22 protein-coding genes are annotated in these 24,427 nt (G+C 55.0%); 6 read left to right on the top strand and 16 right to left on the bottom strand.

The genetic code is table 11. The features are described 5' to 3' along the window. The first annotated feature begins 195 nt into the window (after window positions 1–195). The 4 genes from KF784_14575 (at window position 196) to ubiA (ending at window position 4,755) form a co-directional block, all read left to right on the top strand. On the top strand, window positions 196–2,340 hold the full coding sequence (locus KF784_14575; GenBank protein MBX3120287.1) for a glycoside hydrolase family 65 protein: 2,145 nt from the start codon (window positions 196–198) through the stop codon (window positions 2,338–2,340). Window positions 2,341–2,343: 3 nt separating this feature from the next. Next, window positions 2,344–3,099, top strand: coding sequence for a hypothetical protein (locus KF784_14570; GenBank protein MBX3120286.1), 756 nt, complete (start codon window positions 2,344–2,346; stop codon window positions 3,097–3,099). A gap of 160 nt (window positions 3,100–3,259) precedes the next feature. Beyond that, complete coding sequence (locus KF784_14565) at window positions 3,260–3,748, top strand: hypothetical protein (GenBank protein MBX3120285.1); 489 nt, start codon at window positions 3,260–3,262, stop codon at window positions 3,746–3,748. Between the two features lie 122 nt (window positions 3,749–3,870). Next, complete coding sequence (gene ubiA, locus KF784_14560) at window positions 3,871–4,755, top strand: putative 4-hydroxybenzoate polyprenyltransferase (protein ID MBX3120284.1); 885 nt, start codon at window positions 3,871–3,873, stop codon at window positions 4,753–4,755. A 66-nt stretch (window positions 4,756–4,821) separates the two neighbouring features. Here the strand turns inward: ubiA and KF784_14555 are convergent, their stop codons facing one another. After that, window positions 4,822–5,562, bottom strand: a complete 741-nt coding sequence (locus KF784_14555; protein ID MBX3120283.1) for a Bax inhibitor-1/YccA family protein — start codon at window positions 5,560–5,562, stop codon at window positions 4,822–4,824. A gap of 68 nt (window positions 5,563–5,630) precedes the next feature. After that, window positions 5,631–6,326 (bottom strand): hypothetical protein, encoded by a 696-nt coding sequence (locus tag KF784_14550; protein MBX3120282.1) that lies wholly within the window; start codon window positions 6,324–6,326, stop codon window positions 5,631–5,633. Between the two features lie 99 nt (window positions 6,327–6,425). Between KF784_14550 and KF784_14545 the strand changes: the two genes are divergently transcribed. Further along, window positions 6,426–8,768 (top strand): endonuclease MutS2, encoded by a 2,343-nt coding sequence (locus KF784_14545; protein ID MBX3120281.1) that lies wholly within the window; start codon window positions 6,426–6,428, stop codon window positions 8,766–8,768. Window positions 8,769–8,963: 195 nt separating this feature from the next. On the opposite strand, the gene KF784_14540 is transcribed toward KF784_14545, so the two are convergent. From KF784_14540 to hisS, 4 genes are read right to left on the bottom strand one after another with little or no spacing between them, the layout of a single operon-like run. Further along, on the bottom strand, window positions 8,964–9,389 hold the full coding sequence (locus tag KF784_14540) for a J domain-containing protein (protein ID MBX3120280.1): 426 nt from the start codon (window positions 9,387–9,389) through the stop codon (window positions 8,964–8,966). After that, window positions 9,386–10,081 carry a hypothetical protein gene (locus KF784_14535; GenBank protein MBX3120279.1) on the bottom strand — a complete coding sequence of 232 codons (696 nt, stop codon included), beginning with the start codon at window positions 10,079–10,081 and terminating at the stop codon, window positions 9,386–9,388. The genes KF784_14540 and KF784_14535 overlap by 4 nt, the downstream gene beginning before the upstream one ends. Window positions 10,082–10,083: 2 nt before the next feature. Beyond that, on the bottom strand, window positions 10,084–10,956 hold the full coding sequence (locus KF784_14530) for a hypothetical protein (protein ID MBX3120278.1): 873 nt from the start codon (window positions 10,954–10,956) through the stop codon (window positions 10,084–10,086). A 1-nt stretch (window position 10,957) separates the two neighbouring features. Next, window positions 10,958–12,214 carry a histidine--tRNA ligase gene (hisS, locus tag KF784_14525; GenBank protein ID MBX3120277.1) on the bottom strand — a complete coding sequence of 419 codons (1,257 nt, stop codon included), beginning with the start codon at window positions 12,212–12,214 and terminating at the stop codon, window positions 10,958–10,960. 641 nt (window positions 12,215–12,855) lie between these two features. Between hisS and KF784_14520 the strand changes: the two genes are divergently transcribed. Beyond that, a complete protein-coding gene (locus tag KF784_14520; GenBank protein ID MBX3120276.1) occupies window positions 12,856–13,569 on the top strand; it encodes a slipin family protein in 714 nt (237 codons plus the stop codon). A 388-nt stretch (window positions 13,570–13,957) separates the two neighbouring features. On the opposite strand, the gene KF784_14515 is transcribed toward KF784_14520, so the two are convergent. From KF784_14515 to cmk, 10 genes are all read right to left on the bottom strand, one after another. Continuing rightward, window positions 13,958–14,596, bottom strand: a complete 639-nt coding sequence (locus KF784_14515) for a class II aldolase/adducin family protein (protein MBX3120275.1) — start codon at window positions 14,594–14,596, stop codon at window positions 13,958–13,960. A gap of 174 nt (window positions 14,597–14,770) precedes the next feature. Continuing rightward, the gene (locus KF784_14510; GenBank protein MBX3120274.1) at window positions 14,771–15,256 is read right to left on the bottom strand and encodes a hypothetical protein; all 486 of its coding nucleotides are present in this window, start codon (window positions 15,254–15,256) and stop codon (window positions 14,771–14,773) included. Window positions 15,257–15,303: 47 nt separating this feature from the next. Continuing rightward, a complete protein-coding gene (locus KF784_14505; GenBank protein ID MBX3120273.1) occupies window positions 15,304–15,771 on the bottom strand; it encodes a hypothetical protein in 468 nt (155 codons plus the stop codon). Between the two features lie 141 nt (window positions 15,772–15,912). After that, window positions 15,913–17,391, bottom strand: a complete 1,479-nt coding sequence (guaB, locus tag KF784_14500; GenBank protein ID MBX3120272.1) for an IMP dehydrogenase — start codon at window positions 17,389–17,391, stop codon at window positions 15,913–15,915. 134 nt (window positions 17,392–17,525) lie between these two features. Beyond that, window positions 17,526–19,004 (bottom strand): DUF4139 domain-containing protein, encoded by a 1,479-nt coding sequence (locus KF784_14495; protein MBX3120271.1) that lies wholly within the window; start codon window positions 19,002–19,004, stop codon window positions 17,526–17,528. Between the two features lie 148 nt (window positions 19,005–19,152). Beyond that, complete coding sequence (locus KF784_14490) at window positions 19,153–19,896, bottom strand: hypothetical protein (protein ID MBX3120270.1); 744 nt, start codon at window positions 19,894–19,896, stop codon at window positions 19,153–19,155. Window positions 19,897–19,977: 81 nt separating this feature from the next. After that, complete coding sequence (locus tag KF784_14485) at window positions 19,978–20,412, bottom strand: hypothetical protein (protein MBX3120269.1); 435 nt, start codon at window positions 20,410–20,412, stop codon at window positions 19,978–19,980. A 36-nt stretch (window positions 20,413–20,448) separates the two neighbouring features. Beyond that, complete coding sequence (locus tag KF784_14480; protein ID MBX3120268.1) at window positions 20,449–21,735, bottom strand: hypothetical protein; 1,287 nt, start codon at window positions 21,733–21,735, stop codon at window positions 20,449–20,451. 101 nt (window positions 21,736–21,836) lie between these two features. Continuing rightward, on the bottom strand, window positions 21,837–23,513 hold the full coding sequence (locus KF784_14475) for a DUF4382 domain-containing protein (protein MBX3120267.1): 1,677 nt from the start codon (window positions 23,511–23,513) through the stop codon (window positions 21,837–21,839). Window positions 23,514–23,677: 164 nt separating this feature from the next. Continuing rightward, window positions 23,678–24,358, bottom strand: a complete 681-nt coding sequence (gene cmk / locus KF784_14470) for a (d)CMP kinase (protein MBX3120266.1) — start codon at window positions 24,356–24,358, stop codon at window positions 23,678–23,680. Between the last annotated feature and the right edge of the window lie 69 nt (window positions 24,359–24,427).

Genomic DNA, 24,427 nt, shown 5'->3' with positions numbered 1-24,427 from the left:
AAAACAAGCTCTATCCACCTCCTCCACACTAAGTCTTCGACGTCAGCCAGGAATGCGGAACGTCTAGCGAAGTTCAATCCCCAATCCCCAATCCAAAACCCAAAATCCAAAATCCAAATTCCCTCGCGCCTTCGCGAGAACTCTAGCCCGATCAATCCAAAATCCAAAATCCAAAATCCAAAATCCTTTCCGTCTTTGCGTCTTTGCGAGAAACTCTTCGTCATTTCGACTCTTTTGCTGGTTGTCGGCTGTAGCTCCAAGCAACCCTCCTCAGTGGTCGTTGACCCCAGCCAACCCAAACAAGTGGTTCAAGAAGGCGACGGCTGGACTCTCGCCACATCTGACGCAACGCACACGACTCCCGTGCTCCTTTCAAACGGCTTGATCGGGATCAGGCTGAACCGCTCAATGGACTCCTCCGGCGAGAAAGGGCGTCCACTCGACGCATTCCGCGACGACTTCTATGACCTTAACGGGGAAGAAAAGCTGCTCCCAGTCGATAACCCCATGATGCTGGATATCCGCGTGGAGGGGGAGAAGCTCGTTGCCGAAAGGGGGAAGAACTACCACCAAAGCCTGGATATGAAGACGGGAGTGCTTAGGTCAAGTTGGGAACAGCAGGTAGGGGGCAAGCTGATAAAAGTGACAATTTTGACAGTCATACACCCGACCGAACGCGTCATTGCGCAGTCCTTAAGCGTCGAAGCAAGCCGGGATACGAAGGGTGAGATCGCTTTCTGGGCACCCAACATCAAGAGCGCTGAAGACTCCCACACAGAAGCGTTCGATTGCGGCGTTAGTAAAGCCCGCATCGTTTGGAAGTTGTCGAACGGTGACCTGACTTCAAGCTGGACGACGGTGCCAATCGGTCCAAGGTGGTCGGGGTCGATAGACACTGACCCCGCTTTAACCTTCGAGCGCGTAATCTCGTTTGGGCGGAGCGAGCGTGCAGTTGAGATGCAGGAGAAGCTGATGATGGCAGACATCCAGCCGAAAGTGGAGCTCTTCGATCCACCACAGTTCGACACCTTCGACACAGTCAAGAAAGCAGCAGCCGACTACTTTGCCACCCAGTTTTGGAACACTGACATTGAAATCGACGGCCCCGTCGACGACCAGCAAGCCGTCCGCTCGATGCTCTACTACATACGCTCAGGCATCAGCCCCAACGCCCAAATCGCCCCCGGACCCTTCGGCCTGGCCAACCAAACCTACAACGGACACGTCTTCTGGGACGCCGACGTCTGGATGTTCCCAGCCCTCGCCCTCATCGACCCCGAGCGCGCAAAGGTGATCCCCGACTACCGCATCCGTATGGCAAAGGCTGCCGAAAAGAACTTTCGCGAGGCTCGGTCTTGGGCAAAGAACAAGCCGGACGAGAAGGAACTCGCCAAGATCGACGCTCTCCAGTACCCATGGGAATCGAGCGTGACAGGGCTGGAAGTCTCCCCGACTGAGACAAAGCAGCAGCACCACATCACTGCAACCGTACTCTTCGGGCTGGACCATGCTGCCGCGCTCGGATTGGCTGACGAGGAGGCCGTTAAAAAGATTGGGCAGAAGGCCGCGAAGTTCTATGACTGGAGGTCCGTGTGGTTTCGACAACGCCCAGGAGGCCCCCCGGTAAACAGCGCGATTCAGAGGACAATCGAAGATACGATTAGCCCCGACGAGAGTTTTTGGGGGCATGACGATCTTTATACGAACTGCGTGGCAGAGTGGCTTATGGAGAAATACGCTCCGAAGTCTGAAGTGGCAAACGCCTACTGGTTCTATCGTCCAAGAGACCACGAAAGCTTCCTCAACTACACCGGCGACCGCCTCAAAGGCTACAAGCAGGCCGCGGGCATCCTTGCCATCTATCCGCTCCAAGACCCTCAGGTTGAAAAGCAGGCCGCCAAAATGATGGACCGCTTTGCCGACAAAGTCATCGCCAACGGCCCCGCGATGTCAGATTCGGTAAATGCACTGGTATGGGCCAGACTCGGGCAAACCGACAAAGCTTATGAGACGTGGCGGAAGAGCTGGAGAGAATTCACAAATCACCCCCTCATGCTTTTCAGTGAGAAGCGTAGGAAAGAGGAGACGTATTTTTTAACCGGAGCGGGCGGAAGCCTGCAGACGGTGCTGTACGGTTTTCTGGGATTTCGTATAGACTTACAAAAGGCATCGAGTGCGGCGTGGTCCATTCAACTCAAAGATGGCCGGTGGCTCTCGGTGACACCCAATCTCCCGAAGGGGTGGAAGAAGGTAACCTTGAAGAACTTCACGGTTTTGGGTAAGAAATACACACTCATCGCAACCCACGACCAAGTGCGCGTTACGTCAGGAGATAATTGAAATATGCCAAATGTTGTTCTCACGATCGACTGTGAGGGCGCACACCACGACCGGTGTTTCGCCAAAGATTACATTGATGTCCTCGAAGAATCCTTCATCCCCGCGTCATGGCTCATCCATGTCTCGCTCAAGGATCCGAGCGCGAATACAGACCTGTACTATCATGAATTCATTCACAAGATTCCGAACTGGCATGAAGTCGGAATGAAGGTCAATTTCGAGGATGACAGAGGCTACGTCGAAGACGAAAGAGAACGTGGCAACATCATCCGCGTCGCAAAAGACACCCTAAAATCTCACCGCATCAAAACAACCAGCTTCCGAGCCGGATGCTTTGCCCTCATGCCCTCCGACATCAAGTATCTCGAGGACGTCGGAATCATCGTCGATTCCAGCGTCGTGCCGGACGCCGACTACAAAATGTTTGTGGATTGGGCAGGAGCTCCGCGCAATCCTTATCACAGCTCCGCCGACGATCTAAAGAAGGAAGGAGCAAACCGGATTCTTCACGTACCAATCAGCACACACAACGGTGTCCACGGCTACCTCGACCAGGGCTTCGACGTCCTGGAATCGCTCTTCGAAGCGAACCTGAACAGCGAAGTGATCTGTCTCGGTATGCGCGACTACCAGGACTCCATCGAGGACCTGCGCAAGACCATCGCCTACTTCCGTGCAAAAGGTGCCCACTTCACGACGTTGACGCAGGCGGCCAGCGAGCATTACGAGCACCACGAAGCGCTCGCAGCTGCCCGATAAATCTAAGCGAGTAGCCAAAGCCCCTCATAACACACGTTATGAGGGGCTTTTTTGTGCATGCTCGACCGATGCTTCATTGCGCAAAATCGGACTATTCTGCCCCAGCCGCTGAATCTTCGTTTTTTCAAGCCAATAATTTTTTTGCAAACGAGGCGTTGGCATGGCTGCCGTCCCGAACTACTACCGTGAGTTACCAAGAGAGATCGTCACGCGATTGCATGATCAGTTTTCGCGTGAGGATTGGGGCTGCACCTACGTCGTTACCCTCAACTACGACGGAGTAGTGCTGCCAACTCCGGTCATGTATGAAGTTGATGAAGCCGCCGTCCTGCAGCACAACCGAACGATGCTTATACTCATCGGCTGCGTCTTGCCAGACAAACTCCATCTCCTCCTGCGTGCCGGTTCGCTCACCCCCGGTCGGTTCAAGCGGTTTGAGGAGGCTTTGCGCGACCTCAAAGATGCAACGTCGGCAAGCACAGTGCGGCTCTTGAAGCGCCCCGGACACCTTTACGCCGACCGCAACTTCATACGCCCGGTGGAGTCGGAGGAGGAGATGTATCAGTTCGCTCTCCAAATCTATAAGTCTCCGCTCGCCGATGATCTATGCACGAACCCGATGCGATATCCTCATCTGCTCCTTCCCTGAACGGCCCACTTCCTTACAGCCGCCCGCCCGCAATGTTAACAACTTGCCGACCACCTGCCGACTACCTGCCAACCACCTGCCAACCACCTGCCAACGCATCCCCCTCAAGTAAACTCTAACGAATGGCCACCGCTGTCAGAGGCTTTCACGCAGTTCGCGTCTACCTTGAGATGATCAAGATCGAGCACTCGGTCTTTGCCCTGCCATTCGCGATGATCGGGATGATGTGGGGGGCGCTGTCCACGGGCGACTCGGCGTGGCCTGGCTGGCGGATTTTTGTCTGGATCGTCGTGGCAATGGTCTCTTGCCGCAGCGCGGCAATGGCCTTCAACCGCATCGCCGACCGAGACATTGACGCCAAAAACCCACGCACCAAGATACGGGCTCTCCCGGCTGGACTGCTGCAACTCCGCCAAGCAAACCTCTACTTTGCCCTCTCGTGTGTGATCTTCTTTGTGTCGGCTTGGATGCTGAACCCTCTCGCGCTCATGCTAAGTCCTGTCGCGCTGGGTGTCACCCTCCTCTACAGCGTCACAAAGCGCTTCACGCCGCTCTGCCACTTCGTGCTCGGGCTCAGCTTGGGAATCGCCCCCGCCGCGGCATGGATCGCCGTAACCGGCGCTCTAAGCTGGCCTATCGTCGCCATCACCGCTGCTGTCACGTTTTGGACCGCCGGGTTCGACATCATCTACTCCCTCCAAGACGAGGAGTTCGATAAGGAGAATCATCTGCGCTCTTTGCCACAGACGGTAGGGAAGTCGAAGGCGCTGTTTATCAGTCGGTGCTGCCACTTGATCGCGGTTTCCGCGTTGGTGATGGGCGGGCTGATGACCACCCGGGGAGTATGGTGGTTTGTGGGTGCCGCAGGGGCAGCGGCGCTGTTGATCTACGAGCAAAGCTTGGTTAAGCCCGACGACCTCAGCAAGGTCAACATGGCGTTCTTCACTCTCAACGGATTCGTCTCACTCGGACTGCTCGTCTTTGCGATTCTCGACGTGGCGCTGTAGCGTCGTGAGTTGTAGCAACGGGTCCGGGAGGAAATCCCCCGGACCAGTCTGTATATGAGAGGTGAACTACCGACGACCGGCGAGTTTCATGAACAACTTCAGAAACTCCCAGTACAGCCAGACCATCGTCACCAAAATCGCGAAGCCGCAGTACCACTCCATGTATTTGGGTGCCCCTCGCTTGATGCCTGTTTCAACCAGGTGGAAGTCCAGCGCAAAGTTCAGCGCGGCGAGGATAATCACGAAAACGCTAAATCCGATCCCGATCGCGCCGCTCTTGAAGATCACCATTTCGCTCATGCCGGGGATGATCCAAGTGAGGAGATAGGTTGCCATGATGGCAAGCGTGGCGCCAGCAACAACCATGATGAAGGTCTGCGTGACTTTGATGATGCGGCTGGCATACAGCCCAAGCATTATCCCTAGCGTCGCCATGGTTCCAAGCACTGCCAGGGGTACGGCGTTGGCATATTTTGTGTCTGCAAGCTGCACCGTTACCACCTTGGAAAGTGTCCCCATAGCCAGACCCATAAAGATGGAGTAGACCGGGGCTAAGAATGCCGACCATTGGGGCTTAAACGCGAGAGTAATCCCCACGGCAAGGGTGGCGACAACTCCCGCAACTAGAAAGGCATAACTGGGGGTTTGCCAGCCAAGGAAGGCAAACGCCACGAGAATGGCAAGCAATATGACAGTCTTGCTGATCATCCCGCTCAAAGTCATCGGCGTTGCGTTTACACCTTCGATGGGGCCAAATTTGTCAAAGGTTTCTTCGTTTAGTGTTGGATTCGAGGTTCGAAAACTCATAGACCACCTGTCGATAAATGATAGGGCGCAACATTTGCGCCAGATCCTTCCTATACTTTACGCTCTATTCAAAGACGCGTTGCTAAAGGAATTTGTACCGTATCGCCTTCAAATGTCAGCCTCAAAACCGGCCTAACTTTTGCGTCGTCCTTGTTGTCCTTCGAGTAGAACTTGTAGATGCTTGACTGCCCGCCCTCAGAGGGGTCGATCATCGAAGTCAACGCGAGACAGAGCGTCTTATCTTTGCTCGCAATCCCTTTGGCAAGATAGTCTGCGAATTTGCTTTCCTTCTTGAAAAGATCAATGCTGACCGTAAAAGGTCGATCCGCCGGAATCTCGGTTGGAGCGGCCTCACCAAAAACGTCTTCCTTTTTCGCGCTGGGAACGATCTTCATCCCCAATTCATAGCTCCATGCCTTCTCCGTGAACGTCCCGATAAGCGCTCGAACTTGAATAGGCGACTTCTTCGCGGCTTCTAAGCTATATCCCGGGTTGGCGTTATGCGTCAAGATCAGTTCCGCCGCTTCAAGCTTCTTGTCAGTTGGGCAGCGCTCAATATCAAAGCGAAGGTAGGAGAACGAGTAATTGTCGCGGTCGTTCATGTCGGCGGGGACGGCAGCCCCGGCTTGACCCCAAACCCTTAGAAAGCCATCCGACTGCGGATCGCTGGCATGAGGATAGACCCAAGCATCGTCAATCGGGTTCATATCAATGACTTCATGCGCTCCTGTAAGCGCCATGGCGGCAAGAATCGTGGTGATCATGAATCTATCTTGGCTGATTTGCTTGCACGTTCGTTTATCCCATCCAACGAACGCAGTCCCTATTTGATGCAAGCTCACCCTGCCAAAATGCACCTGACGATGCATGCATTGAAGGTGCTTGAATACGGCGCGATCTTGGAGCGGCTGGCGCAGCAATGCCAGACGCCACTCGCCGCCGAGTATGCCGGGCAGCTTCAACCCAGCTTCAAGGCCGACGAAGTTTGGGAAGACCTCGCCCTAACTGCCGAGGCTTTCGATCTCATTGGAGAAGACTCCCCGCCTTCGCTTTCTGCGGTTAAGGACCTCAAGCGAGAGTTCATCAAAGCCGCCAAAGGCGGCGTGATCGGAGGAGTGGAGCTCTACCAATGCGGCGAAACATTGCGGGCAATGCGCCAGATGAAGGCGTTCCTCAAGCCTCGGGCGGCGGCGATGCCCCGGCTCTGGAAGTTTGCCGAGCACATGCCCGAAGCCCAATCTGTCGAGATGGAAGTCTTCAACGCCTTGGAATCCGACGGAAACGTATTGAGCTCGGCAAGCGAAACACTGGCGTCCATCCGCAAGCGCAAAGCTGGCATGGGTAGCCGGATCATCGAGAAGATTCAAAGCTATGTATCCGGCCGAACCCGCGATCTCCTATCCGACCCCCTCTACACCGTCCGCGACGGACGCTACGTCATCCCCCTCAAAGCTGAAAATCGCGGCAAGATCAAGGGAATCGTCCACGACACTAGCTCCACGGGTCAGACGGTCTATGTAGAGCCCGACGACGTGCTCCAACTGGGCAACCAACTGCGCGAGCTTGAAGCGGCCGAACGTGCCGAAATCGGGCGCATTCTCGCCTCGCTCTCCGCAAAAGTTGGCACAACGATGACCCAAGCGGTGGACGGCATCGACAAGGCGGCATGGCTAGATTTCGCAATCTCCAAAGCACGTCTTGGACAAGCGATGCGCGGCGTGTTACCTAAGCGGCTGGCTGAGCCGGGCGTGGAGATATTCTCAGGCAGACACCCACTGTTGGACTCTACAACGGTTGTTCCCGTCACGGTCAGCGTTGGAGGAGATCATCCCGGGTTGTTGATCACAGGTCCGAACACCGGTGGAAAAACCGTCGCCATCAAAACTGTCGGGCTCTTTGCTCTCATGGCCCAATCGGGGTTATTGCTGCCTGCAGAAGAGGTCCGCCTTGGGCCCTTGAGCCAAGTTTGGGCCGATATCGGCGACGAGCAAAGCATCCAACAATCGCTTTCAACCTTCAGCGGACACATCAAAAACATCTCCACTGCGTTAAGAGATATGAAGCCGGGCGCCCTCGTTCTCCTCGACGAGATCGGGGCTGGCACCGACCCGACCGAGGGAGCAGCCCTGGCCAAGAGCATCCTCCTGGAGATGCGGAAGAAGGGTGCTCTCATCATCGCCAGCACCCACTACGGCGAGCTCAAGGCGTTCGCCTACAACAACCCAGGATTCCAAAACGCGGCCATGGAATTCGACGCGAAATCCCTCGCCCCCACCTACCGGCTCATTATGGGAGCCCCCGGAGCCAGCCACGCCCTGAAAATCGCCGAACGATACGGCATTCCCAAAGAAACGGTCGACCTTGCAAGAAGTTCGCTGACTTCGGAAACCCAAGATGTCACTCTGATGCTGGAGAAGCTCGAACAGGCCCAACGGCAAGCCCGCATCGCCCAAAGTGAAGCCGACCGCCGATCCACCGAGCTTAGAAAAGCCGAAGAACTCGCCCGGCTCAAGATCGAAGAGGCCGAAGAGATACGCCGCCGGGCAAACCGAAACGCTACCGAGGCGATCGAATCAACACTCCGCGAACTCCGACTAGAAGCCGCCGACATCTTTGAGCAGCTAAAGTCGGAAGGCGTCTCCCAAAAGAGCATCGACCGCGCCCGCACAAAACTCAAAGACCTTCAGGTCACCGGGCAATCTCTCGCCGAAGACGTACGTCCCGAAAAATTCGACGACGATACCGTCCGGGGCAATGTAGCTAAGGGGATGCAGGTTCGCGCCGAGGACTATTCGCAGATTGGGATGGTCATAGAAGAGCCGAAAAACGGGACTGCCCTTGTGCAGATGGGGGCGCTAAAGATGACACTCCCCCTATCCAAGCTCACCGCCTTCGACAAGCCGCCCCCACCAAAGATCACCCGAAAAGTCCGCGAGAGCACGATGCTCGACAAGGCGGCAAACATCTCCACCGAACTGCACCTCCGCGCCCTCCGAGCGGAAGAGGCCGAACATGAACTGCAGCTGTTCATCGACGAAGCCGTCCTTTCCGGCATCTCAAAGATCAGAATTGTCCACGGCAAAGGCGAGGGCATCCTACGTAAAGTGACTCAAGATGTGCTGAAGAAACGGAAAGAGGTCACCGGATTTCGTGATGGCGAGCCCGCCGAAGGCGGGCAAGGCGTCACGATTGTGAACTTTGATTGACTATATGGGAGTGCGCTTGTGGGAGTGCGCGAATTTATTCGCGCTTTGCAATCCTGTCGTATATTTGGGAGTGCGCGAATTCATTCGCGCTGTGAACTGCGGCGATTAATCGCCACCAAGCCTTATACTCAAGCCTTACTTCACCGCGAAATGAGGATACGCAAGCATAGAAGTTGAAGAAAATGGCAAAAACCTCTACAATTCCAAACTCTTGAAGCGCTTCTCGGTTACGTCTAAGTTTTCCGTCAAAACTTGATAAGCCCAGTACACTTTCCGGTTGATTTCAACGGCCTGATTCTGCTCTTCCGATCCTTCCGGAAAGTTAGCTGGATCGCTGCGTTTGCTAAGCCGGTCAAAAGAAGCTTTAATCTCTTCAAAGCTCGCGCCAGCCGCAATTCCCAGCAGTTTTCTGGCGGTACGGTCTCGCACCTTGGCCCGCTCAATCTCCTCTTCGGGCGACAAGGTTTGGATGGGCGGGGGCTCCGATTCTGTCTTGGGCTTGTAGCTATAGACTTCGGTCAGTTCGCGCTCTGCCATGTCCCGCTCCATGCCCTTGATCCGGTCAAATTCGCGGCCGATAAAAGCCCGTCCGATATCGTATGCCCGTCGAAACTCGCTCATGATCTTAAATCGCTTTCCATCTCCAGCGCCTCCGTGAGGCTGCCCTCAAGACTCCGAAGTCTCATTATGGACTCTCGGAAGTCCTCGTCATAGCTGCTCGGTCCGTCCGTGCCCAAAGCCGCCGCATTCAGTCGCGACTTCATCAGCTCCAACGCCGCCTCCGCTTCCTTCATCCCTGCGTCGATCCGATCTAAAGCCTCACGCGCCTTTCCCGCTTGGGCAGAAGTAATCTCGTAAGCCGCCGCCGCCGACTCCAAACTCCGCTTCTCCTCTTCCGACTGTGCCGATTCGGCTCGCGAGCGAAGCTGGCTGGATGCGTCGGCAAGGTTCGGATCAAACGCCCCCGACTTCAAAATCCTATCCCGATGCCCAAGCATCTTCACGCACTGATTCAGGATAAGATCAGCTTCCGAGATCGTTTCACCACCGATCACCTTAACCGCCGCATTAGTCTGGTTTTTTGCAACTATAGAAGAAATATCTTCATATATCCGCTTGACGGGGGCAATCCTCGCACGGTTGTTGTTGCTCACCCTATCAAGAATATTGCTCGTCGCCGTTACGGTTGGGGCGCGCCGCATACCAAAGAAAAAAGCCCCCGCAACGACAATAAGAATAACCCCCACAACCCATTCGACCACGGCAAAAGGTGGCAGAAGTTGGTGGACCGTATCGAGGTTGAATCCATTCATAACTACAAGCGGATGTGGAAGGCGACGCTAAAGTCAAAGACCTGCCCCTTTTTAAGACGAATAAGGGGCTCCACCCAAGCGTTCCCCGTCACCAAAAAACGCCCCTGGGCTCGCAAGGTGTTTTCGTTGTCGGTCCAGTTTCTTGTCCATCCAAAAGTAATGCCCCGATATTTGGAGGGATCGAACGACAGTTCAATGTCGGAAATGTTGAGGTCGTCATCACCGGCATGGTGCCCATCTCGGAACGCGATGAATTCGGCTTTTGCATCCAGCAACCCGATTTTTCGACCTAAATCAAGCGCAAACGCCTGACGAAATCCGCGTCCCTTACCTGGGGCGTCCTCCATATCCCGCATGACGGCCAAAGTCGTGGGGGAAATCCCAAAATGCTCACCCACGGCAAAGCTGAACCCTATCCTTGTGCCAATCCTCCCGATCAAGCCGCGCTGACGCCCGCCTTTAGCGTCGCACCATGCGATGGAAAGGGGAAGGGCATCGCTGCCCAGCGTTGTGTTTACCCTTGCCGCCGAGACCGATTCTCGAAAGAGCCGCTGCTGCCCAAAGGGCAAATACTGCTTGCCAAACCGCCAATATCCAGGGTCCTCGACGTAGTATTCGTCCAGCATCTCCGGGTCACCGCCGGTCGGCAGTCGCTGTAGGCGCTCGGAAAAGAGAACTGTAAAACCAGGCTCAAGGGTGAAGGTAAGCGCGACGGTGCTCAAATTGCCAAGGCTGTCATACCAGCGGAGCGTTGATCGCCCTTCAGGAATGGTGCGGTAATTGATCCGGGCGTCCAGCTTGACAAAAACATCGGGAGTCTGTGCGGCTGCAAGCGAAGTCACGCCCAGTGCAATAGCTATCAAAACCCGCCGCATGTTAACCTTCTACCCGAATCATCGCCTCAAGGTTGCCGACCGGGGTCTCAATCTGTTCGCTCGTATCCAGGTTTCTCAGGGAAACGGCTCCGTTCGCCCACTCGTCCGGCCCGACAACGATCGCAAACCGGGCCTTTGTGCGGTCCGCCATCTTCATCTGTGACTTCATGCTGCGCCCATCAAGATCGAGCCCGCAAGCAAAACCCTTCTCACGAAGCTGAGCCGCAAGCGTCACCACTTGATCGCGCATCTCCGGGGTCACCGCCACGATAAAGGCATCAGGACGAGGAGCATCCCAGTTCTTCTCCAGAGTCTCCAGCAATAGCAGCAGGCGCTCAATCCCCGACCCAAACCCAACGCTCGGCACATCCGCCCCGCCAAGGCTCTTCACAAGGTTGTCATACCGCCCGCCTGCAAGCAATGTACTTTGCGCGCCGAGCTTATCAGTGATGATCTCGAAAACCGTCTCAGTGTAGTAATCCAGTCCCCGTACGATCTTGGGATCAAGCTGGAATCGGATTCCCGCAATCTTCAGCAGTCTCTGAACCTCGTCTAGCCGCTCTTTCGACTCGGGTTCTAAATAGTCCAAGATCGAAGGGGCATTCTTCATCGCTTCTTGAGCTGCCGGGTCTTTCCAGTCCAGCATCCTGAGCGGGTTCTTGCGGCCTCGCTCCTGAACCTCCGGCGATTGCGTCACCAGATAATCCTTTGCCGTCTCCAAGATCGCCTCGGCATAAGCAGCACGGCAGGTCTCGCGCCCGATCGAGTTCAGCGAAACGGTAAGATCGTCAAGGCCGATCCGCTCCAAGAACCGCATCCCGATCTCAATCACTTCAGCATCCGCCGCAGCCGATGGGCTCCCAACAAGCTCTAAACCGCACTGGTGGTGCTCGCGCAGGCGGCCCTTTTGAGGTTGCTCATAGCGGTAGTGAGCGGCGATGTAATACATCCGCTCCACCACTCCCGGCGGGCAAAGGTTGTGGTCAATCAGCGCCCGCATGGCAGGCGCAGTGCTCTCCGGCTTGAGCGCGATATTACGTCCACCCTTGTCGACAAAGTCGTACATCTGCTTGGTGACGACCTCGCTTGTATCGCCCGAAGATCGGGTGAAAAGCTCGGTCTCTTCAAACACCGGCGTACGGATTTCGCGGTAGCCGTAGAGCCGGCAAACCTCCCGAAAGGCGCCCTCAAGATGCTGCCAGAGGTGAGATTGGTCTGGCAGAACGTCTTTGGTGCCCTTCGGCGCTTGAAATCGCATAGCATCCTATTTTGGCGAATAGCGGTTGTGAGGCGGGCGGTGGGCCTAAGAACAACCGCAGATTGCCTCCAGATTCGTGATATGAAGGCGTTTTTCCCGGCAATCCGCTTCAGGCCCAGCCATCTGCGATCACCACGATGTTACGAATAAAAGTCTCCCTCCCCCTTGACGGGGGAGGGCTGGGGTGGGGGTGGCAATCGCACAAGCCGCGATCTACAAATGAGGTCACCTTCCCCCTCGACGGTTGCTCTGACCGAGCGAAGCGAGGGTGGAAAAGGAGGATGAGGAAGACTTGCGAGCAGGCTGAATGTTGATAGCATTCGACCTGACCTGCTAGTTCAATCCGCGCTTCCAAACCCTGCAATGCCCGTCAGAAATATCAAATAGACCTATACCTATCGAATCCACTCATGCTATCATTCTCGCCCCAGCGGGTTCTGGTGCGCAGGATGCAGCGTTGCCTCATTCCAAGTTCGCGGTTAGTCTGCTGGGGGTGTATAGGAACACAACTCTAAGCGCTGGCAGCTGAGCCGTCGCCCTCGGGCAAAGACGATCAAGGCCCTGCAAGCTAAGACTTCCGCCAAGACCGTTGACGGTCGCGGCTGTCGGCACAAGAAGACTATGAAAGAGAGGTAATTGAAATGTTTGGCAGACGGACGTTTATCGTCATGGAACATCAGGAAGCATTGCTCTTCCACAACGGAAAGCTTGTCGAGGTTTTAAACCCTGGCAAGCACGCCCGCTGGGGAAAGCACTGGCACGCTACGCCTTATGACAAGCGCATACAGGCGGTGACTCTCGGCGGTCAGGAACTGATGTGTGCCGACGGTATCTCCGTCCGTGCGAGCGCTCGCGCCGAGTTTCGCATTGCCGACGTGGCGGCTTTCTACCGGAGCTTCAGCGAGCCGTACGGCCTGTTGTATGCTCAGTTGCAGGAGGCTTTGAGGGAGGTGTTCGGTCCGCTGACGGTGGAAGACCTGATGGCGAGCCGCGCTGCGCTCAACGAGCCCATCCTGGCAAAGATGCGCGAAGCTTCGGAAACGACGGGAGTCGAGTTTCTGAGTGCGACGGTGCGCGACCTGAACATCTCAGGCGAGATCAAGCGTGCCTACGGTCAAACGCTGATCGCTCAGAAGGAAGCTCAGGCCGCCCTTGAGCGGGCTCGCGGCGAAACCGCCGCCCTACGAAGCCTCGCCAACGCGGCCAAGATGATGGAGTCGAATCCGAACTTGTTGCAGCTGCGGTGGATTCACGCCGTTTCGCAGGCCAAGGGATCGACCATTGTCGTCTCGGCAAGCGGGATGGGCGCGAATGCGGGCGAAGGCATGGTCATTCCGACTGGCCCAGCGCAGTAGGCATGGGGCTGACGGCTGTAGCCGTTCAGCACCCCCCATACTTCTGACTGTCGTCCTCCCCTCAACCTATGAACTGATGTCTCCCTCCCCCTTGACGGGGGAGGGCCGGGGAGGGGGTGGCACATGGCTATCACTTCAGTACCGCGCCTATCGCAACCCACACCTCAGGGTAACTGAAGTCGACGACGAATCGTCGTCGGGCGGATGCTGCTGGCGCAAGCAATAGCCAGTTTGGTCGGCATGCGTCTATTGAACACCTGTGGCTTGCGCCCATGCCACCCCCATCCCCACCTCTTCCATCCTCGCGATGCTCGGTCGGAGCCACCGCCGAGGGGGAAGGGGACCTCGATTCTTAAATCCAAAATCCAAAGTCCAAAATCGAAAATCCTCAGAGTTTCCCGTTCAAAGACTCCGCCAATAGCTTCTGAAAAGCATAATCCGGCATTGACCGCGCGCCGCCCGACATGTTCGCCACCATCACGATCTTCGCAATCCGCTCAAGCGTCTCCATCCGGTTGTAGGCATCCCAAACGTCGCTGCCCATCACCACGGCGCCGTGGTGACTCATTAAGAAAGTCTTGTGGTCGTCAAGCAACGGCTCGATCGCGTCGGGAACCTCATCGGTTCCGGGGTAGGCAAAAGGCACCGTTGCCACACTGCCAAGCACAACTGCCGACTCGGGCAGAAGGTTGTCGGGAATCGTTTCTCCTGCCAGCGCCAGCCCGGTCGCGGTGGGCGGATGGGCGTGGACCACCGCCATGCAATCCTTGCGCTTGTCGTACATGCGCAGATGCAGCTTGATCTCGCTGCTTGGCATCGCCCCTTCCTTCGAAGGCTTGCCTTTGTTGTCGATGACGATGAGGTCATCCGGGCGCAGGTGTCCCTTGCTGAGGCCGGTGGGCGTACAGAGAAGCTGGCGGGCGCTTAGGCGGACGCTGATGTTGCCCTCAGTCGCACCGATGAGCCCGCGCTGCCAAAGTCTGCGGCCCACCTCACAGATCGCCGCTCGAAGCTGGAGTTCCGACATGTGGGTTGATTATGGCAGGATAGCTAATAGCGTTGACAGGTGGTCGGCAAGTGGTCGGCAAGTTGCGAACAACGAAGTGTTCCCCCTCCTCGTGAACGGCGAAGCCTTAATGAGGAGGGGGTTAGGGGGTGGAGATCCGTGATTTCTAGCTCGCGGGACGATAACTCCCAGCATCTACTGCTGCCGAGCAGGTGGAGGCGGCCCGCGCTTCACGACCTTCGAAGCCGTTGCAATCTGTGACGGCGAGGCTCCCAAGAACCCAATCGTGAATCCCACTTGCCGCAGCGATGAGGAGACTTGCCCGCTCAAAGCGACGATCACAATGAGATACACAATGGGAATAAACAGCCCGATCAAGAAGCCGAGAATGTACCCCCAGCCAGACTTGGGGAAAGCCGTGATCGCAAGAAACGACGAGACAACGAGCAAGCCAATCCCGATGACAATTCCCGGAATCATATAGGGGCTCGACGTGATCGAACGGCCCGAATCAAATCCACCTTGGCTGAAGAAGAGATAGGCCATAAATGCCGTCACCGCCAGGTAGACGAGCATAGTCAGCATCATCGCATATTGCAGTTTTGCCACGAGCACCATACGGACGAGCTGTTGATAGTCCGCACGGGTTTCAATGATTGTGTTTGGACCTCGAAAATACATACCGGCATTATGCCGGACCAGGGGTCAATCCTCAACAAGTTTTTTGCCTATCTTTGATCTCCTCGATAATTTCGAACCAGCGTTCGCGCATGCTCAATTTCTGTTACCCTCACAGTCAACCCGGACATCGCAAATCCTTCGTTGGCCAGGGCACGACGAACTGACATCAGCATGCAGCCTGAGACAACCAATAACAACGGTGCGACCAGCGTAAATGCTGCGGAGATTAACAGCAAAAGTATCCAACCCAGCCAGTTCGGATAGGCTTGGATCGAAAGATAGATCATGAAACAAAGCAAAACAAATCCGGAGAAAACGATAGCCCAAAAGCAAGCCATACCTCTGTCAAAGTCTTGTGACAGAAACGCAATCGGGAAGCAGAACACACAAACCAGTAAGTGCAAGATGCAGGGTCCAATCGCTAACCGATGCGCCGTGGCAATCTTCGAGAAGTGATCAATCCTTGCGCAGTCTTGATGATTCTCGATAACCGTGTTCTCACCTTCATAGAGCACGATTTATTATAGGGAGCGTCAGCAGGCAGTTGACGACTTATTTCCAAGTTGTCTCCAGATGACCTCGATGTGGATGTCGTTTTAACTGAATAGGTCGAAAACACGAACAACTTGCCGACCATTTGCCAACGCCCAAAAAAGCTACTCCGATTCACTACCTGCAAACGGACTCGAATAGTTCGGCGGCTCTTTGGTAATCCACACGTCGTGAGGATGGCTCTCTCGCAGGCCCGCGCCTGTGATCTTCAAGAACTCCGCATTCTCCCTCAGTTCGGAGAGGTTCGCTGCGCCAACATAGCCCATGCCCGACCGCAAGCCTCCGATCAGCTGGACCATCGTATCGTTTAGTTGGCCCTTGAACGGCACGCGGCCTTCGACGCCCTCAGGCACGATCGCCGCGCCCTTGGCCTTGAGCTGCATATAGCGGTCGGAAGAGCCCAGCCGCATCGCGCCGATGCTGCCCATGCCGCGATAAACCTTGTAGGCGCGGTTTCGGTAAATCTCGATCTCGCCAGGGCTTTCTTCGCAACCGGCGAACATGTTGCCCATCATCACGCAGTTAGCACCTGCGGCGAGCGATTTCACGATATCGCCAGAGGTTCGGATACCGCCGTCGGCAATAGTGGGGATGCCAAGCTTCATGGCCTCTTCACAACAGTCCATGACCGCTGTGAACTGGGGAACGCCAACACCGGCCACCACTCGTGTCGTACAGATCGAGCCAGCGCCAATTCCAAGTCTCAATCCATCTGCGCCGAGTGCATGCAGGTCGCGCACGGCCTCTTTTGTGGCGGCGTTTCCGGCAATAACCATGAGGTCCGGGAGCTTTTCTTTGAGCATCTTCACACAGGCCATCACGCCCTTGCTATGCCCATGAGCGGCATCAATCACGATGAAATCGACGCCTGCATCCATCAGCGCTTTCGCCCTTTCGTAAGACTGTACAAGCGAGCCGATAGCCGCCCCAACAACAAGCCGTCCCTTGGTGTCTTTTGTGGAGTTCGGATGCTGCTTGACCTTAAGGATGTCCTTGATCGTGATGAGGCCTTGGAGTTTGTTGTGCTCATCGACGATGGGGAGCTTTTCGATGCGGTGGTCTGCAAGCATCTCTTCCGCTCTTTCCAGATCGGTGCCCACGGGAGCTGTGACCAGGTCTTTGCTAGTCATTCGGCTGCTGATCACCTTGGTGAAATCGGTCTCAAATCGGATATCGCGGTTGGTGAGAATGCCGACAAGAGTCCCTTCTTGGTTGACGATAGGTACGCCGCTGATGTGGAATCGCTCCATGAGGTTGACGGCTTCTTGTATCGTCTTCTCGGGCTCAAGCTTGATCGGGTCCCAAATGACGCCGTGCTCCGATCGCTTAACGCGGTCGACCGCCTCAGCTTGATCGTCGATGCTCATGTTGCGGTGAATCACGCCCACTCCACCCTCTCGGGCGATGGCTATAGCGAGACGAGCGTCGGTGACCGTGTCCATTGGGGCAGACACAATCGGGACCTTCAGGGTGATTCCGGGGAGAAGCTCGGTCGAAAGGTCGACCTCAGTGGGGAGAACCTCGCTCTTTTTGGGAACGAGGAGAACGTCGTCAAATGAAAGTCCTTCGCGAAAAACCGGCATAGTGCTCCTTGGCTTTTCAACCTATTATGGCGCGTTGGAGGGGGGTGCCCGCAGGGACTGATTGGGACGTGGGGGAGAGCTTAGGCAGGCCCTATAGGACTTATAAGTCGTATAGGAACTAAAAGCACAATCTCTCACCAACTCGTTCGAACCGTATAGGTGAGCTTCACCACCTCTCCGGCCTTCAAATTCACCGTGTACTGGCTGGTGTGCGAGTCCAGCTTTTCGCTCTTGATACTCTCGTTCATGATCTCCCAATTGGCCAAACGGCGCTCCAAAACATAAACGGTCTCTGCCACTTCCTTACGGTTACGGACCTCAATCTCAAAGGTCTCTTCAACCGAACTGGAGTTAAGACGTCGGAAGTTTGTGCGCTTTCGTGAGGACACGACATCGAATGACCGGCCCACGACCAACGAAAGTTTTTCATCCTTGGGCGTGTGCTGAATGCGGTCCTCGCCAAGCATCTGCACCGAACCGGATTTATCGCGTTGATATACCTTGACGTTGCCTGCCGGAAGCGGCATGCCGAGCTTGTTTTCCTTGGTGTTCAAGAACTCCAGTCGAACCTGAGGCTTGATGTCGCCGGTGCCGACTTCGCTTTCGCTGGGAAAGTAAATGCCGTAGTTCATCATCGCGTCGATGATCAGCTTTTTGGTGACCTTGATGCCCGAACCCTCAAGCAAAGAAAGCTGTTTGCTCTCACGGTTTCGGATAGTTGCGGGTCGCTGCAGCGTATAGAGGTGATATTCAAAGAGCGATTCCTCTTGGAAGCCAGCATCTCGCTTCGCCATTTCGTTGGCAGCTCCGCCACGTCCACCGCCGAAAGAAGCCGGGGGCGCAGGGCGGTTGACTTCTCCGGCAAGCAGCTTCAGCTTGGCGTTCTCAAAGGTCGCGCCAGAGTTATTGTTCAGCGTGACCCAACCCTTGAGGTCAGCCGAGCCGAGGCCGTCGATGGTAAGCACGTAGTCCGAAGTCCAGCTCATTCCACGAGTGAGATAGCTCAGCTCAATCGTCTGCTGTCCGGCTCGATCTGCGTCGATCATCCAAAGCAGCGTAGGCTTGCTGATGAGGCCTTCGGGGATTGAGGAGACCTCAACCTCACCGCTCGGGTTGAGCAAGATACGTCCGTCATCGGTTTTCACGACCATGCCGTTGTAGGTGTATCCGCCACCGCTATCCGGCGCATTCACAACCGCTGTCGGAGAGCTGACCAGCGTCCCCTCAAGCACCTCTTTTTGACCGTTTGGTAGTACGCGGTTAAACCGTACGCGTTTGCCAACAGCCTTATTCAAGATAGCCTGAACGCTGATCAAGTCGTACTGATAGTTTTGCTCCAAAACCTGGAAGGAGCCGGGGTTGGAAACCGACCGGATGCCCACGCTGTTGGTTTCGATAAGCTGGGCGACGTCCTCTACTGCGACGTTCTGAATGCCCTGTTTCAACGTCATCATTCGCAACTCTTTCACCAAGGCGAAGCCCTGGTTGTAGATGGTGACTTCGTTCTGGCTGGGCGCTTCGGAGCCCTGTCCGAGATTCGTAAGGTCGTTTGTATGCAGTGCCGAGCCAGCCATTTGAGCCATGACAACACCAAGCGCGAGTTTGAAAAACATAAAGGTAAGCCTCCTGACAGTGAATTCAACTATTTTGACGGTTCGCCCGAGTTGATGTTGCGGTAGAGGTTGGGAGCCCTGATGATTTTGGATTGCGGATTACCGATTACCAATTACCAATGAATAAGGTGCTGCTCGGGCTCAAATCCTATTCACCCCCCCAAACGATGTCGCCCTTGGAGCTGTCCTGAACAACGTTGTAGTTCTTCCCTGAGCCCGAGACCACAAAAATCGGTGAGGCATGATCGTCAACTCCATCAGGGCCAATGCTGTAAAGCTGAAAGGCGTTCTTTGCAGGAATGTACTTAAGCGGCTTCCCTTCATTGAACGGATCGCCGGGAACGCGTTTCAAGATTGCCGGAGAGAGCTGCTCCAAGTTCTCAGGATAACCCCCATGAATGCTGCGATACTCCTCAAGTCCCAGGTATGCGAGCAACATTGAATTGCTTGCACGATCCCTAGCAAACCAGAGCATCGTTTCGGCGACTGTATCTTCTGAGAACAGTCCGGCTGCCATCTCGCCAGTCGGGCCAAGGTCAGTGAAAGAGATCGGGCTGCGGGAATAGAACCTCGGCATAAGTTTCTCTGCCTCAGCACGTCGCGAGAGCCCCTTGTCGATGAAGTCCCGCTTCTTAACAATGCCTCCTTTTAGTTTCTCTATAAACGTAGGTTCAGGCATCGGATACTCACTGGGCTCGTCCGGGGCGAGCCAGTCGCTATCTTTCATCTTGGTCAGCCATCGTGAAACAAACTCGTCGCGCTCGCGCCGAATCAGGGCATTCAAATCCGGCGTTGTGTCGAAGTGACTCTCAATCAGTGGGATGTATCTCTGTGGGTGCGTTGGCGGGCCTTGCTCAGTGCATTGAATGATGTAGTTCCTCGCCCTGCTCATGATCGAAACAGCAACAAGCGTCTCGATCTCGAATGCCCCCAAGAGATACCAATTGGCGCCTAGCTGCCACGAGGCAAAGCACTATCCGTAGCCTTCTTCGGTATTCCCATCAATAAGTTCAAGAATTCCTTTGGCTCCAAGATGGACACCGGCAGACTTCGCTTTGCCGCTTGTTTCGGTTGTTGGGTGTCGTGTGAGGAGGGGAGCGTCAAACGGTTTCTCGATAATCTCTCTGAGCCTCAGCAGCGATTCGGTTTGCAGGCTGACAAATGCACGTCCCACTTTGATGCTTTCTGCGTTTCTACTCCGCGCATTGAGAAACTGCACTTCATCCATTGAGTAAGCCCCAATGTGCTGAATCTCTTCCCTCAACGCTTTATAGTTTTCAACGTATTTGACTTCCCGCACGGGCATGGGAACGTCCGGCATTGGGTCGTAAAATCGCCAGAAGGTGACACCACCTACGGCAATTAGCAGCGTCCCGAACACAATCTTCAACGTACGTTTCGTCTTCACCGAATAGACCTTACATATATCTGGCCAGAGAAGTTGCTACGGCTTTCTGATCGGCCAAGTGATGTCTCCCAACATTTCAAGTTTCGTGCTGCCAAAGACCATATATGAGCCATCAGGCAATTCTAGGAAAGAGCCCCCATTGTCGATTCCATCGGGGCCGACGCTGAAGAGAACGAACTTGTCTCCGTCGCGCCGATAGGCAAGTGGCTTGCCCAAACCGAACGGATCGGCATACCCGATTTTCAAGATTTCGGGCGTAAGTTCAGAGAGTTTTGCGGGATATTCACCGTGCTCGCGTTTGTAAAGCTCAAGGGCCAGGATGTGTACGAGGAGCAGGTCGTAGGCGCGATCAAACTCCCATTGCCCCCAAGTATAGGAGAAGAGCAAATCTGAGCATGAATCACCAGCAATCTCGTGCGCGTCGGTAGTCGTGGTCATGATATGCACAGGCTGGTGAAATGGTTCATTTGCGTACTGCAAAGCCTCTTGTCTCCGTTCTAGTCCGGCCAGATAGTAGGATTCACGACTGATTCTTCTGTATAAAGTCTTCTGGCTCTCGGTCATCTGAGAAGGAGACAACGGTGCGATCAGTCGGGTTCTCCAATCTGGTCCGTTTAGTTCTTTTTCGCACAGGTTTTGGAATTCGGCAATTTCGCGGATCATTACTGTTCGAAAGTTTGAGCGTGCTTGAAGGCTTTCTTCCAGCATCGCCAGAAAAGGAGCCACGTTGCTCGGTGGCTTTGTCAGAAGGAGCACGTCAATCTCTCGCCTTGCCACACCTTTGATAACCTGACCGGTGATTTGATCGCCTCCCATTGCATCAGTGGTTGCCCAAAGATCACCTAGCTTCCAAGCCAGAAAGAGGGAATGGTATGCGTCATCTATTCGTCCGCGCTCGCGATCGACAAAGGCTCTGGCGCAGAGCACTTTTCCGACGCTTGCTGCTGCATGCATCCTCTCTAAGTTCTCAGCCGCAAGTGGATACGGCGCTTGGAAAGGCTGATCTAATACCGTCTCAATCTTTGCCAGGTCCAACTGAAACTTAGCCACCTCAGCCTCTGAATCTGGCAAAGCTCTTTTGGGGTCGTCGTTGTTCGGGCGGGAACGGTAGATTGGGAATCGTGAAAGTACGACCTTTGGAAATCGGTCGAGCTCTGCAATGAGTTGGTCGTAGCCGTTTGGATTCGGAAGCGCTAGCGGTGGGGCATGGACAGCAAAGTGTTCATCCTTGGGCTCTTGCATCGCCAAATAAAAAGCCGCACCCACCACAGGAATTCCAATGAAGGCAAGCAAGCCAATCCACTTTTTCTTTTGAGGCTCCATGTGCTCGTGTCCAAATCAAGATTAGCTCAAACCCATTAGAACAAAAAACGCCCTCCCAAATTCGGGAAGGCGTCTTGAATTACCTTTTGCGACAAGGCTGATCAATCATCGTCCAACTTTGCCTTTGTCGCCGTCATCACACCCAGGCTGTAGTGGCCTTCCACCTCAACCTTCGACCCGTTCGACAGCGCCGCATAGAACTGCGTCGAGTTGATCGTGTTGCCATCGTCGTCGCGGTAGGTCGCGCCATTGGTGTTTACCGTGATCACCTGCCCCAGCAGACCGCCGAATCCCGACCAGCCGGTGAGAGAAAGCTTAAAGCTCTGCCCAACCGAATTGATGTCGGAGACCGATCCTTCGGCCTCGGCATTGCCGCCTCCGCCAGAGTTCTGACTTCGCAATCGGGCTTGTTTCGCCAAGATCACGTTTCCTTCCAGATACCCTTCAACCTTGACGTGGAAGCCGGGCATCGAAGCAAAGAATTGAGTCTTGGTGATCGTTTCCCCGTTCTGATCGCGGAACTTTGTGCTGCCGTTGGTCTCCACTCCGATGACCATTCCGTTCGAGCCGTTAAAGCCTTCCCACTCGGTCAGCGTAAGGTTAAAAGTTCCGGCGATGGAGTTTTGAGCGCTCGGGGCTCCTCTTGCCTCAACTTCATCATCATCGTCATCGTCATCTTCGATCTTGGCTTTGAACGCTGAGAAGTTTGCCCCGTCGTACGTTCCTTCTACTTCAACGTAGCGCCGGTTGCTGGGCAACGCATCAAGCGCCGCGTAGAATTCGGCTCTCGTCAATGCCAGTCCACGGTGGGAGAACAATCGAGCATTTTCTGTCAGCGTGACAGTCGTTGTCGTTCCAGAAGGTATGAAGCCTTCGGTCTGGCTAAACGTGAGGGTGAAAGTTCTCGCTCCAAGATTGAGGTCCGAGGCTAATCCCTTCGCTTCGTCCTCATCATCGTTGTTGTTGTCGTCGTCAATCTTGATGGTCATCGCGGCGAGCTTGCCCGTGCTGGGATTAAAGACTCCACGCACTTCAACCTTCTTGCCATTGGCAAGCGTAGGATTCGGGGCGCCGCTTTCGTTGTAAATATTCGTGCCGCTATCAAAGGTCACCTCAAGCTGTCCGCGAGGTCTGTTGAGCTTGAAACTGCCCGCCGCAAGCGCGCTGATCGTGCCTTTATAGTCCTTGTCGTGGTGGTTATTCCCGTTTGTGAAGGCTGGGTTTGTGGCGGGGAAGTCGTCAAGCCCACTGCCCGAAACATCGACGTTGCCACCATTCTCCGACCATGTGTCCAACTTGAAGTCGAGAACTTGATAGGTCAGGCCAATTCCAAACGTCTTCGCAACCGAGAAGTTGTGTGTAAGAACCTTCTTGCTGTTGCCGTTCAGGCCAGAAAAGACACGGGCATTACCCGTCGCGCTGCCGGTAGGGAAGATCGTCAACGCGTCGTCCATCGTCACTCGAATCCCCGTGTAAGACCCCTGTGGGATGGAGTGTCGGTTCGCAAAGAAAAACTTGTTGGTTCCGCTGTCGTTCAGAGCGCGTAGATCGAGGGCCGTACCCGCCGAATCTTCAAAAACTGTGACAGAACCGCTCGAAGACAGCAATTCAACTTTTTCGACCTTGACCCAAACATGGTCGTAGCCCGCGTTCAGATCATCCGTAAAAAACAGCCCAACATTCGAGCCGGCGCCACCGCTGCTGCCGCTGCCTCCACCACCGCAACCGGCGATGATCAGCGCCATCAGAAGCGCAATGTAACCCAATAGTTTTTTCATACTTTCCCTCGTTTCTTCACCTTGTCGTCATCGGAAGGAGGTCGGGTGTGTGCTTTCATACATGACGTGAATGGGCACAGGCCGCACGCCGACAAAACTCCCTTTCGATTACAAGAGCGCCGCCTCTCAAAGTTTGATTCATCGATTAGGACCAAAAGTTCAATTTATTCTATTTTTGCGCGAATAATCGCTCGAATTTGGTTCACCACGTCAGAAACGGCCAGTCCAAAAGATTCAAGAATGATCGCATCCTCGGCGAGGGTCAGTGGGCTTTCGTCGCGAGAATAATCGCGATGATCGCGCTGTACAACATCTTTTACGACCTCTTGCAGCGTACTGTTCTGATCATTTCGCGAACGCATCTCCAGCCACCTTCGGCGCGCTCGCTCTTCAATGCTGGCGGTCAGGAAAATCTTCACTTCGGCATTCGGGGCGACAACCGTCGTGACATCCCTCCCCTCAAGGATATATCCACCGTGAGCGATGATCTCTTGCTGACGTTTGACCAGTTCGGCTCTCAGTGGCCCGTACGTGCTGAGCGCGCTCGCAAGCTGCCCAATCTCCAAAGTCCGGATGGCATCGGTGACGTCTTCGCCATCCAAGATCACCCGCTGCGGCTCCCCTTCTTGAAACTCAATATTGGAGTTCTTGGCGAGGTCGGTGGCTGGACCCTTATCCTCCGCCGACAGACCAAGCCTTTGTGCTTTAAGGGCAATGCACCTATACATCGCACCCGTATCAAGCAACCGCATCCCAAGCTCGGCGCAAAGCGCCTTGGCGACGGTGCTCTTGCCTGCTCCAGCAGGACCGTCAATGGCGATGGTGATGTTAGTGAAGTCAGTCATAGCTTGTCTTCATGGGAGGACATCGCTCCGTTGATGCCACGCAGATTGGGGATTGATGATTGTAGATTG

The organism is Fimbriimonadaceae bacterium, from assembly GCA_019638775.1.
Classification (GTDB): Bacteria; Armatimonadota; Fimbriimonadia; order Fimbriimonadales; family Fimbriimonadaceae; genus JAHBTD01.
Note: the sequence above shows the minus strand (reverse complement) of the source record. Positions and strands in the feature narration are given on the sequence as shown.